This is a genomic window from Paenibacillus sp. N119s, from assembly GCF_059447605.1.
Genome location: NZ_JCAJRU010000031.1, coordinates 15,056 through 27,885, shown reverse-complemented (window position 1 = coordinate 27,885; position 12,830 = coordinate 15,056). Strand labels below are relative to the sequence as shown.

Sequence of the window (12,830 nt, the reverse complement as noted above, 5' to 3'; positions counted from 1 at the left end):
AGCGACGATCATCGAGCCACTGGAGATGACCTCTGAACCGTATGTTCAGATCACCATTGCGCAGAGTCTTCCTAAAGGGGACAAGATGGAGACGGTGATGCAAAAATGTACAGAAATCGGAGCCACCGGTTTTGTACCGTTCTTATCCGAGCGTACAGTTGTGCAATATGATGCCAAAAAGGAAGGCAAGCGACTGGAGCGTTGGCGCAAGATTGTGAAGGAAGCGGCTGAGCAAAGCCATCGCAACCGGATTCCGGAAATTAGCACACCCCTGACGTGGAAAGAACTTCTGGCTTCTTTTGCTGGGTATGATTTGATATGTTATTGTTATGAAAAAGAGCAGGGTCGGCAGCTACGGGATGTAATCCGACCTTTCGCAGAACAATGGGAGTCGGCAGACAAGCCGCGTGTGCTGGTGGTGGTAGGCCCGGAAGGCGGTTTTACCGAAGCGGAAAGCCTGGAGGCCGAGCAGGCCGGGGCACAGTCTACAGGACTGGGAAGACGTATTCTGCGTGCTGAAACCGCAGGTATGGTTGCATTGGCATGCATTTTATATGAGACAGGAGAAATGGGAGGGGTTTAATATGCCATCAGTGGCATTTTACACATTAGGCTGTAAAGTAAACTTTTATGATACAGAAGCGATCTGGCAGCTGTTCAAAAAAGAAGGGTATGAGCAGGTGGATTTTGACGAGCAGACTGCTGATGTCTACTTAATTAATACATGTACGGTTACGAATACTGGTGACAAAAAGAGCCGTCAGATCATTCGTCGCGCGATTCGCCGAAATCCGGATGCCATTGTGGCGGTGACGGGCTGTTACGCTCAAACTTCTCCAGCTGAAATTATGGATATTCCAGGTGTGGATCTTGTTATTGGTACGCAGGATCGGGATAAGATCATTCCGTTTGTGAAGGAGATCCAAGAGTCGCGTCAACCTGTAAACGCGGTGCGTAATATAATGAAGACCCGTGTGTTTGAGGAAATGGATGTGCCTGATTTTGCTCATCATACGCGTGCGTTTCTAAAAATTCAGGATGGTTGCAATAACTTCTGCACCTTCTGTATTATCCCGTGGTCGCGGGGTTTATCGCGCAGCCGTGATGCCGCGAGCATTATCACACAGGCGCGTCAGTTGGTGCATGCAGGCTACAAGGAGATCGTACTCACGGGTATCCATACCGGTGGTTATGGTGACGATATGGATAATTATGATCTGTCCGATCTGCTGTGGGATCTGGAGAAAGTAGAGGGGCTGGAACGTATTCGGATCAGCTCGATTGAAGCCAGCCAGATTGATGAAAAAATGCTGGATGTGCTGAATCGCTCTAATAAGCTGGTTCGCCATTTCCACATACCGCTTCAGGCAGGGGACGATACGGTGTTGAAACGGATGCGCCGCAAATATACGACGGAAGAGTTTTATAACAAAATGCTTATGATTCGGAAGGCAATGCCAGATGTAGCGATTACAACAGACATAATTGTCGGCTTCCCTGGGGAAACGGACGAAATGTACCGTAATGGCTATGAGTTGATGAAAAAAATCGGGTTTTCGGAGATGCACGTATTCCCGTATTCCAAGCGTACTGGAACACCTGCGGCACGTATGGAGGATCAGGTGGACGAGGACGTGAAAAATGCGCGTGTGCGTGAGTTGATTGAACTATCAGAGCAAATGCAGCTGGCATATGCTGAGAAGTTTGTTGGTCAGGTGCTGGAGGTTATTCCGGAAGTAGCCCCTAAAGGGACCGAAGATAGCGGCATACTTTACGGTTATAGCGACAATTACATTCAACTGGTGTTTGAAGGTAATAAGGATCTGGTTGGCAAGGTGTGCCGCGTAAAGCTGACGAAGGCAGGCATTAATGAAAGTGAAGGTCAATTGGTCCGCGTATTGGAAAATGGGCTGCAAACAGCTTTGTAAAAAAAGAGCCTGACCAGGCAATAGTGATGGCCAACAAGGATTTCGCCTTTCCTTACAGAGAGGACGGAATCCTTGTTGCGCAAGGAAAGGAGATTACAGGATGGCAGCAAAAAAGGAAATTTCCGCAGGTGGCGTAGTGTTTCGCAAACAGGGGGAAGAGCTTGAAATTCAGCTCATTACCGACCGCTATGGCAAGACATCCTTGGCTAAAGGCAAAATGGAGCCGGGTGAAACGATCGAACAAACAGCTTTACGTGAAATTCGTGAGGAGACAGGGCTGAACGGCCGGATTATTCAGCATGTGGATATGATTGCTTATACGTACCAGCACCCGGAATATGGTGAAGTGGACAAGGAAGTTCATTATTATCTCGTAGAGGCACTGGATGGAGATTTACAGGCACAGATCGAAGAAATCAAAGGCGTTGCCTGGCATACGCCCGAAGAAGCATGGCGTCTTCAGCGTCAGGGCGGATATGACAACAATGATGTCATTCTAAGCAAGGCGCTGTCTATGCTAGGAATTAACGTTTAATCTTATGGGGTGACAAACGCTCCTCTATACGTGTCCACACCGGTAAATAACAGAGAGGCAAGGCAAGCAGAGAACTGATGACGTTAAACAGGGTTTGGGCATGCGCTACCTTGGCCCCGGGCTCGGTAGATATCCAGGTGGCAGCCATATCCAGCCCGGGAATCAACGGCATAAAGAGCAAGGCTCCGCCTACGTTCAGCAGCACGTGGGACCAGGCTACAAATTTGCCTGATACGCTGCCGCCAACAGCGGCAATCAAGGCAGTTACGCAGGTGCCTACATTAGAGCCGATAACGATGGCGATCCCTACATCGACTGGCAAGGCACCCGCAGCAGCAAGGCTGATTGCCATACCGATGACGGCTGCACTGCTGTGGACCAGTGCGGTCAGGCAGGCTCCAGCAGCGAAGGCCCACCACATGTTGGCTGCCGCGTGATCCAGAAACCAGCGGAATAGTCCGGCCTGCTCAATCCAGGGGCCGACGGTTTGCATCACGCGGATACCTGCCAGAACCAGCGAAAATCCAGCAAAGACGAGGCTTATAAATTGGACAGCCTGCGGGCGGCTCAGCCCATTGGGGCCGGATGAAGCTCCGGCAGCTGCATACTGATGGCTGGGGACCGCTTCTCCCCACAAAACGGCAGCGCTCCAGCAGAGCAGTGACCCGCATAGCAACGGAACAGCCAGCTTGCCAAGCTGGAGCCCCATCAGTTCGGTCGTCAGACAGGTGCCGATATTGGTGCCAAGAATGATGCCGAGCGTGCGGCCGTAGGTCAACAGTCCAGCGTTGACCAGTCCGATCGTCAGCACCGTTACGGCGGTGCTGCTTTGCAGTAGAGCGGTAATGCCTGAGCTGAACAGCATCCCCCGCCAAGGGGAAACGGTAGCCCGATCCAGCCAGCGGGTAAGGAAGGGGCCGGTCAAATGCTGGAGGGCAGCTTCCATCAGCTTCATTCCGCCTAAAAAAATAAGCAGCCCACCGCATAGTGGGAGTATAACATGTATGAACACGGGCATAGCCCCCCTTTTCTAGGTGAGAATACTTATGTAACAGCCTATGATTTACCGAGGACAGCCATGACAAGCATGGCGGTGCTCTTTTTTTACGAAACGATAATTTTGTAATCCAAGAATAGGAGTGAAGGATTTTGCCTTCAGTAATATTAGAACGCAGCCGCAAAAAAAGGCTGGAGCAAGCACACCCTTGGGTGTTTAAAAATGAAATAGCCAAGGTTGAGGGGGAGCCGGAAGCAGGTGATTTGGTCAGCGTCCTTAACCATCAAGGGCGTTATTTGGCGACAGGTTACTATAATCCTGCCTCACAAATAACAGTGCGTGTGATGTCCTATGAGCCGCTGGAAGAGATGGACCAAAGCTTTTTCGCCCAACGTTTCCGCAATTGTTTGGAGCATCGCGAACGCTTTGTAACCGGGGGAAATGCTTATCGTTTGGTGTATGGTGAGGCTGATTTTTTGCCTGGGCTGATTGTAGACCGTTTTGGTGATGTGTTGGTCGTTCAGCTGTTAACGCTTGGCATGGATCGGCGCAGGGAAGAAATCAGAGATGCACTTGTTGAAGTCATGGGACCAGTTGGTATCTATGAGCGTAGTGATGTGCCCATCCGCGAGCTGGAAGGATTGGAACAGACGAAGGGGCCTTTGTACGGTGATTGTCCGCGACATGTAGTGGTGACGGAAAACGGCTTGCAAATCAAGGTCGATATCGTAGAGGGGCAGAAGACAGGCTATTTCTTTGACCAGCGTGAAAATCGTGCGGCCATTGCGCCGTTGATGAGAGGCTGGGGAGCGCGTAGTGGAATAACGTTACAGGAAGTAGCTGCAAACCCAGGAGATGACGGCACAACGGTCCTGAAGCCTATGAATAAAAGTGGTAAGGTGGTTGAGTTCCCATTCTGGGACGGAGCAACCGTATTGGAATGCTTTTCACATACAGGCAGCTTTACGCTCAATGCGTGTAAACATGGTGCGAAAAAAGTAACTTGTCTGGATATTTCGGAACATGCGATTGAAAGTGCTCGAGATAATGTCAAGCTGAACGGTTTTGAAGACCGCGTCGAGTTTGTCGTCGACGATGCTTTTCAATATTTGCGCAATCAGGTGAAAGGTGTAGAGGAACGCACTGCGCGAGCAGGGGGCAAAGGAGATACATCCAAGCCGCTAACTGCGGGTGGCGGACGCACCTTTGACGTGGTTATTCTCGATCCGCCAGCTTTTGCCAAAACGAAGAATGCTGTTAAAGGAGCTATACGTGGATATAAAGATATCAACCTTCACGGAATGAAGCTCGTCAACGAGGGCGGCTATTTGGTGACCGCGAGCTGTTCGTTCCATATGCGGCCGGAGCTGTTTTTGGACACGATTAAGGAAGCGGCAGCAGATGCTGGAAAAATCCTCCGACTGGTAGATTGGAGAGCGGCAGGTAAGGATCATCCTCAAATATTGGGTGTGGAGGAAGGTCATTATTTGAAATTTGCCATCTTTGAGGTGCGCAGTCGGACACGGCTGTAGGTATCCCATCTTGTCAAAGTTAAGCGACTTATAGACGATAAAGATAAATAGGTGAAACAAACTTATTTTTAGTAAAAATCAGTCCTGTAGAGAAGGCTTGCATCAAGCCAACCTGCGGGACTGTTTGTTTTTGAGAAGTGATCAATTGCTACAACATGGCAAACGTACGTTCTTTTTTCCCTTGCCTGATATGCTATACTATTTAATAGAATGTTTTTGGGTTGGAAAGGAGGCCGCATCATGTCGGTCCGCTTATTGATTGGCCGCTCTGGTAGTGGTAAAAGTACGTTAATCCGTCATGAGATGACGTCTATGTTACGCGAAGAGCCGCTGGGTAAGCCCATGCTGTTACTTGTACCAGAGCAATCGTCATTTGCTTCTGAGCATGCATTGCTCACCGAAGCTGGAAACGGTATTCAGGGGTCGGTGCGCGCCCAGGTGATGGGATTCCATCGTCTTGCCTATTTAGTCATGCAGGAAACAGGCGGTTCAGCACTGGTACCTGTAACAGAAGAAGGCAAGAAGATGCTTTTATATAAAATTATTCGCCGTCGCAAGGATGAACTGAGTTTGTTTAAGGATTCGGGAGACCAGCTCGGTTTTGTAGATCGGTTGAATACATTGTTTACGGAGCTAAAGCAGTACGGAAATGATGCTCGGTCTGTACCGGAGCAACTGGAGAGAATGCATGCTGCGGGGGAGTCCGCTCCGATATTAAGAGGAAAGCTTAAGGATATCAGTCTAATCTATGAGGATTTTGAACGGGAGCTGACGCTTAAATATATCGATGGTGAAGATACACTTCGTATGCTGACAGAACAGATTGCACAGTCTTCACTTGTACGCGGAGCAGACATTTGGATGGATGGCTATCGGCGGTTTACACCCCATGAATACAAGGTAGTGGAGCAGCTTATGCTGCACGCCTCTTCGCTGACAGTGGCGTTGACCTGTAACCGCAGCTACGAAAGCGGACAACTTCCGCATGAGCTGGATTTGTTTCATCCTTCGGCGGCTACTTACGTCAAGCTGAAAGGAATGGCAGAGGAGCTGATGATTGAAACGCAAACGCAGTTACTACGTCCTGATCCGATGCCTCGGTTTAAGGAGCGTCCAGCGTTGGCGTATTTGGAGGCTAACTTTGAACATCGTACAGGGCTGCGGAATCCGGGACGCCGGATACGGCTTCAGCAGCTACGAGAGCAATGGGCAGATACGCAATCAGAGGGCATAAAACTGTATGCTGCGGCAAATCGCCGCGCCGAGCTGGAAGGAGCCGTACGCGAAATGCGCCGCCTGGCCCGCGAAGAAGGCGCGCGTTATCGGGAGATGGCCCTGTTTGTGCGTCATATAGAAGATTATGAGCCTTGGGTGGAATCGATATTCAAGCAATATGAGGTTCCTGTATTTTTGGATCAGCGGAGAAGCATACTTCATCATCCCTTAGTGGAATTGATTCGGGCTTCACTGGATATCGTGCAGCGACGCTGGCGATATGAGGATGTATTTCGTGCGGTCAAAACAGATCTTCTGTTGCCGCTGGACGGTCGAGTGAGCCGTGAACAGATGGACCGTCTGGAAAACTATGTGCTGGCCTGTGGAATACAAGGCAGCCGTTGGACAGATGGCCGACCATGGCAGGCTGTACCCAGCTTGTCATTGGAGCTGGAGGAGCAGGAACGGAATCGTCAACGGGATGAAACGCTGGATTTGATGGAATTGTGCCGAGATGTGATCGTGACGCCTCTACATACGTTTGAGAAGCGTATGGGGAAGGCGCGAACGGCACTTGAGAAGTGTGAGGCCGTGTATTTGTTGCTGGAGGATGCAGAAATCGGTCACAAGCTGGACACCTTCATTCATCAGGCAGAGGAAGCAGGAAATCCCGAGCAGGCGAAGGAGCACCGTCAGGTATGGGATGCGGTGCTTGAATTGCTGGATCAAATCGTCGAAATGATGGGTGATGAGAGACTGGATACTTCTATGTTTGCGGGTGTGCTGGAAACGGGATTGGCTGAGTTCCGTATGGGACTTGTTCCGCCAGCTCTGGATCAGGTTCTCGTCGGGAACACGGACCGTACGCGTGTATCCGGTATTCAACATGCCTTTGTGCTAGGGATGAATGAAGGTGTAATGCCGGCTGTGTTTCATGAGGATGGTGTGCTGAATGAGCAGGAACGTACGGCATTAAACGAACAAGGTGTAGACTTGGCGCCAGATATGACAAGACGTCTGTTGGACGAACGGTTTCTTGCTTATACGGCCCTTACCTCTGCCGGTAAAAGCCTGTGGATGAGCTATGCGGTGACTGATGAAGAAGGCAAGCCGTTGCTGCCGTCAGAGTTAGTACGACATGTGCGGCAACTGTTTCCTGATCTGGACGAACGCCCACTGGCCGGATATCCTTTGCCTGGAGACGCTTGGACGACGCAATGGGAGTATGCTTCCCATCCGTCTGAGGCTTTGCCCCAGCTCATCGCGCAATTACGTCATTGGCGGCGTGGTGGTGATATTTTACTTTCCTGGTGGGAGGTATATAACTGGTATGCCAATCAGCAAGGACATGAGAAGGACAAGCTGCGTCAGCTGTTGACCTCGCTATTTTACGAGAACCATGCCGAAATGCAGAAGGAAACGAGTCGCCGTCTATATGGCAGCAAGCTGCGCACGAGCGTATCTCGTATGGAACGCTTTGTCGCATGTCCATTCTCGCACTTTGCCTCTCATGGTCTTCGCTTGAAGGAACGTCAAATGTATCGTCTGAAGGCCCCGGATATCGGACAATTATTCCATGCAGCGCTTGGTGAGATGGCGATCAATCTGCGTGAACGCAATGTCAGCTGGGGAAGCCTTACCACCGAGGAATGTCGCCGAGAGGCAGAAAGTACGGTGGAGCGTCTGGCTCCTCGCCTGCAAGGCGAGATTTTAATGAGCTCCAAGCGGTATGGCTATATTTTACGCAAGTTAAAAGACATCGTGAGCCGTGCTTCGTTAATTTTGGGTGAACATGCACGGAGGGGGAGCTTTGAGCCGATTGGACTGGAGTTGGATTTCGGACCGGGTCAGCCGCTTCCTCCGTTAAGCTTTCAGTTAGATAACGGTGTTGTGATGGAAATTGTCGGCCGGATTGACCGTGTAGATGTGGCAGAAGGAGAAAAAGGATTGCTTCTGCGTGTCATTGATTACAAGTCCAGCCAAAAGGATCTTAAGCTGCATGAGGTGTATTATGGCTTGTCCTTGCAAATGCTCACCTATCTGGACGTGCTGTTGAATGCAGCGGAGGAATGGTTGGGCGAGACTGCTTATCCGGCGGGTACACTGTATTTTCACGTCCACAATCCGATGCTGCAATCACCTAATGGCCTTAGCGCAGAACAGGCTCGTCAGGAGCTTTTGAAACGTTTTAAGATGAAGGGATTGTTGCTCGCGGATCGGGATGTAGTTGGGCAAATGGATACAGCATTGGACAAGGGATATTCCTCTATTTTACCTGTCGCGGTGAAAGCAGACGGCAGTTTTTACAGCAGTGCTTCCGTTGCTTCGCCTGAACAGTGGGATAGCCTGCTAGCTTCGGTGCGTAACAATATTCGGACAATTGGTACACGGATGACAGAGGGCGATGTGGCCATTGAACCTTATCGTATCCAGCAAGAGACGGCATGTACTTTCTGCTCTTTTAAGCCTGTTTGTCAATTTGACGACAGTCTGGAAGGCAGTGGTTACAATCAATGGGTTAAACCAGGTAAGGATCAGGTCTGGGATCTGCTCGGCCATACACAGGAAGGGAAAGGAGGAATGAAGCAATGATAAGCACGTCAAACGCTAAAGGCGGCTTGCCCAAGCCAGAAGGAAGCATGTGGAGCGATGATCAGTGGCGTGCCATTTCGGAGTCTGGTAACAACATGCTGGTTGCGGCAGCGGCGGGTTCTGGTAAAACAGCAGTGCTGGTAGAGCGTATTATTCGCAAAATTATCGACCCCCAGCTCGGCTTTAGTGTGGATCGGTTGCTGGTAGCGACCTTTACGAAGGCTGCAGCCGCTGAAATGCGTCAACGGATACGCGAAGCACTGGAACGTGTGCTGGAACAGGAACCGGAAAGTGAACATGTGCGCCGCCAGCTATCGTTGTTGAATCGGGCTTCGATTACGACGCTTCACTCTTTTTGCATGGAGATTATTCGTAGGCATTATCAGGCCATTCCTCTTGATCCCAGTTTTCGGATTATGAACGAGCATGAAACAGAATTACTGCGTCAAGAGCTTTTAGAAGAACTGTTTGAGGAAAAATATGAGGCCCATGATGAAGGCAGCACATTTCGCAGACTGGTCGACTGGTTTAGTGGAGAGCGCACCGATGATGCAATGTATGTACTTGTCCAGCGGCTGTACGATTTTTCGCAAAGCCATCCTTGGCCGGAACATTGGCTGCGTGAGACGGCAGCAGCATTTCGTGTACAGGATGTAGCTGCGTTGGGGGAGACTCCCTGGGTGCGCAGTATTTTGGCGGATGCTGCCCTTTCGTTGCGCGGAGCAGCGAGTTTGCTCGAACAGGCGCATGAAACAGCTATCCAGCCCGGCGGTCCTGCGCCATATGCCATGACGCTGCTAGAAGATGCGGCGATGGTGAATGAATTGCTGCAGGCACTGGAAACACAGCCATGGGCGTCCCTGTATGATCATTTTCAAGAAGCGTCATTTGGTAAGCTCAAGCCGGTCAAAAAAGATCAAACTGAGCCTGCATTACAGGAGCGGGTTAAGACGTTACGCGAAGCCGCCAAAAAAATGGTTACGGATATGAAGGCTTCCCTGTTCGGTAGGAGAGCAGAAGCTTATTTGGAAGAACTGCATGCAACGGCTCCTCTGATGGACGAACTGGTAGAAACCGTGATTGCTTTCGGGGAACGATTTCAACAGCACAAGCAGTCAAAAGGATTGGTGGATTTCGGAGATTTGGAGCATTATTGTCTGAAAATATTAAGACATCCCGACTCTACGCCGTACAAGCTGCTGCCGTCCGATGCTGCACTTGAATACAAGGCGCAGTTCGACGAGGTGCTGCTGGATGAGTATCAGGATACGAATACCGTACAGGAGGATATTGTCAAGCTAGTATCACGTGAGGAACCGGGTAACCGTTTTATGGTGGGAGACGTGAAACAGAGTATTTATCGGTTTCGACTGGCCGAGCCAGGGCTGTTTTTGAATAAGTATCAACGGTACGGCATGCAGGATCAGGAAGATGGCTTTTTGATTGATCTGGCGCGTAATTTCCGCAGTCGGGAGGAAGTTGTCGATGCAGTCAATTTGGTGTTCCGCCAGATTATGAGTGTGGATGTAGCGGAAATTGAGTACGATGAACGAGCGTGGCTCGTACACGGCGCGTCCTATCCCGAGAAGGCAGAGCAGGACGCTGTGTCTGCATACGCACCTGAGCTGCTGTTAGTTGATAAAGGCGGGCGTGGTCTTTCCGAGACTTCGGAGTTGCCTGAAACTGGGGACGAATCGGCTTTGCAGGAAAGTGAGCTGGCCGAGCTTGCTGAGCTTGAAACGGCTCAGTTAGAGGCCCGTGCAATCGCGCAACGGATCAAGGAGCTGACTGGAGATACTGGACAACCACTGTTGATTTACGACAGAGGATTAAAAGCGATGCGTCCAGCAGTCTACGGTGATATTGTCATTTTGCTTCGTTCAGCAAGCGTTTGGGCTCCCCTAATTGTCGAGGAGCTGCGGCTTGAGGGCATTCCTGCCTCGGGAGAGCAGACGACGGGCTTTTTTAAAGCAACAGAAGTTGAGGTGATGTTGTCCCTACTGCACATTATTGATAATCCGCAGCAGGATATCCCGCTTGCATCTGTGCTTCGTTCGCCAATTGTCGGCTTGACCGAAGATGAACTGGCACAAATTCGGCTAGAGAAGCCGGATGGATTATTTTATGATGCATTGCTGGCGGCAGCAGAGAATGAACAAGTCGAGCAGAGTGTAAAAGGGACCTCTGCTGACGTTATGGAGATGGATCTTTTCACTGAGGACTCGCTAGCTCCACTTGACCCTGTCCATAGGGATGACGAGAATACGTTGTCTGCCCGATTACGTTCTTTTTTGCGTAATTTGGACGCATGGCGGCAGGAAGCCAGACAAGGCAGCTTAAGTGTATTGATTTGGAATGTGCTGGAGGAAACAGGATATCTAGACTGGGTGGGTGGATTGCCTGGGGGCTCACAGCGCCAAAGCAACCTGCGGGCCCTATATGACCGAGCGAGACAGTATGAGACTTCTACGTCCAACCGAGGCTTGTTTCGATTCCTGACCTTTATTTCTCGTTTACGGGAGCGAGGCGGTGATTTAGGATCGATCAGCGGGGGAGCTGAGCCCGATCAGGCTGTCCGCATTATGACCATTCATAAAAGTAAGGGACTTGAATTTCCTGTTGTTTTTATTGCGGGGACGGCAAAAATGTTCAATCAGCAGGATCTGAATGCACCGTTTCTTATGCACAAGGAATTGGGATTTGGTCCTAAATATGTGGAGGAGCAAAACCGGGTCAGCTACCCAACGCTGCCTAATCTAGCGATCCGTCGACGCTCACAGCTGGAACTGTTAGCCGAGGAAATGCGAGTGCTATACGTAGCGCTTACGCGTCCACGTGAAAAGCTGATTATGACCGGAACTGTGAAGGATCTCGCTTCCCGCGCAGCGGGCTGGGCACGTGTCAAGGAGCATGCGGATACAGTATTACCAGACTATGTGCTGGCGGCAGGCCGTAGCTATCTGGACTGGGTAGGTCCTGCGTTGATTCGGCATCCGTCTGCGATCTCGCTGAGGGAAGCAGCAGGCGATCAGGATGGGTACTATCACAGGCTGGAGCACATGCCAGGGGCGGACTGGCTATTTAAAATCGTGGCCTCAGAAACACTTTCTGGCTCTCGTGTGAACTCGAATCAAGAAGAGGTGTTGGCTGAAGAGCGGCAAAAGAAAACAGAAGCACTGAGAAGTGCGAAGCCAGTTGAATTGACCGAAGAGAGTGAAACGGATATTGCCGGTGCTCTTTCTTGGACCTACCCGTATGAACGGGCCGGCAAGACAGCAGCCAATACATCGGTCACGGAGATGAAAAGATGGCTGGAAATGCAGGAGATCGGATCGGACGATTGGCTGAATTTATCTTCTGTCTCCCAACAAGTGGACTTACCGGAGGATCGTGAAGATTCTGACACTCGGAGCAGTCAATTACACTTGCGCAGACCTAAGTTTATGGGCAATCAGCGGCTGACTCCTACGGAACGAGGGACGGTCTATCATACGTTGATGCTGCATTTGCCCCTAGATGGAGTAATGAGCGCTGAGGTCATTGAGGAAACAAAGGCACGTTTGCTGAATCAGCGCATTTTACTGGATGTTCATGCAAAGGTGTTGGATACAAATAAAATTTTAAGGTTTTTCACTAGTGAGTTGGGAGGTAGAATGCTGGATTCATCCCGAATTCAGCGTGAGCTTCCGTTTACTTATGCTATGCGGGCCACCGATTACTGGAACCACAGCTTACCCGCGGTGCTGCCTGAACAGAAGACAGTTACGGAAGGCGGACAGGACGATAAAGTGCTGATGAACGGGATCATCGACTGTCTGTTTGAAACTTCCGAAGGGCTTGTGCTGCTGGATTATAAAACAGATCGGATATCCGAATATCGTACGCTATCACACTTAACAGACCAATATCGTTTTCAATTGGAGCTGTATGCCCGAGTGATTGAAGAGATTACAGGCAAAAAGGTTGCTGAGAAATGGTTGTATTTTATAGAAGCTGGGGAGAGTGTACAGCTATAGTTATAAAGTTAGGGA

7 protein-coding genes are annotated in these 12,830 nt (G+C 50.3%); 6 read left to right on the top strand and 1 reads right to left on the bottom strand.

Going from position 1 to position 12,830, the window contains the following annotated elements:
- The 3 genes from AC5V8P_RS06235 to AC5V8P_RS06225 form a co-directional block, all read left to right on the top strand.
- A partial coding sequence (locus AC5V8P_RS06235) for an RsmE family RNA methyltransferase (RefSeq protein WP_495473580.1) occupies positions 1 to 583 on the top strand: 583 nt, incomplete at its 5' end.
- Between the two features lies 1 nt (position 584).
- Entirely contained in the window at positions 585 to 1,928 is a 1,344-nt protein-coding gene (gene mtaB, locus AC5V8P_RS06230; RefSeq protein WP_063210079.1) for a tRNA (N(6)-L-threonylcarbamoyladenosine(37)-C(2))-methylthiotransferase MtaB, read from the top strand.
- 100 nt (positions 1,929 to 2,028) lie between these two features.
- Positions 2,029 to 2,463, top strand: a complete 435-nt coding sequence (locus AC5V8P_RS06225) for an NUDIX hydrolase (RefSeq protein ID WP_064796020.1) — start codon at positions 2,029 to 2,031, stop codon at positions 2,461 to 2,463.
- On the opposite strand, the gene AC5V8P_RS06220 is transcribed toward AC5V8P_RS06225, so the two are convergent.
- Complete coding sequence (locus AC5V8P_RS06220; protein WP_064796021.1) at positions 2,453 to 3,475, bottom strand: Na/Pi cotransporter family protein; 1,023 nt, start codon at positions 3,473 to 3,475, stop codon at positions 2,453 to 2,455. The genes AC5V8P_RS06225 and AC5V8P_RS06220 overlap by 11 nt on opposite strands.
- Positions 3,476 to 3,612: 137 nt before the next feature.
- On the opposite strand from AC5V8P_RS06220, the gene AC5V8P_RS06215 reads away from it, so the two are divergent.
- From AC5V8P_RS06215 to addA, 3 genes are all read left to right on the top strand, one after another.
- Entirely contained in the window at positions 3,613 to 4,992 is a 1,380-nt protein-coding gene (locus AC5V8P_RS06215) for a class I SAM-dependent rRNA methyltransferase (RefSeq protein ID WP_064796022.1), read from the top strand.
- 240 nt (positions 4,993 to 5,232) lie between these two features.
- A complete protein-coding gene (gene addB, locus AC5V8P_RS06210; RefSeq protein ID WP_064796023.1) occupies positions 5,233 to 8,799 on the top strand; it encodes a helicase-exonuclease AddAB subunit AddB in 3,567 nt (1,188 codons plus the stop codon).
- Positions 8,796 to 12,815 carry a helicase-exonuclease AddAB subunit AddA gene (gene addA, locus AC5V8P_RS06205; protein WP_064796024.1) on the top strand — a complete coding sequence of 1,340 codons (4,020 nt, stop codon included), beginning with the start codon at positions 8,796 to 8,798 and terminating at the stop codon, positions 12,813 to 12,815. The genes addB and addA overlap by 4 nt, the downstream gene beginning before the upstream one ends.
- Positions 12,816 to 12,830 lie beyond the last annotated feature (15 nt).

What these genes read in the sequence shown, in the direction of transcription:
- AC5V8P_RS06225 (WP_064796020.1), top strand. Translation starts at nt 2,029, where the DNA reads ATGGCAGCAAAAAAGGAAATTTCCGCAGGTGGCGTAGTGTTTCGCAAA.
- mtaB (WP_063210079.1), top strand. Translation starts at nt 585, where the DNA reads ATGCCATCAGTGGCATTTTACACATTAGGCTGTAAAGTAAACTTTTAT.
- addA (WP_064796024.1), top strand. Translation starts at nt 8,796, where the DNA reads ATGATAAGCACGTCAAACGCTAAAGGCGGCTTGCCCAAGCCAGAAGGA.
- addB (WP_064796023.1), top strand. Translation starts at nt 5,233, where the DNA reads ATGTCGGTCCGCTTATTGATTGGCCGCTCTGGTAGTGGTAAAAGTACG.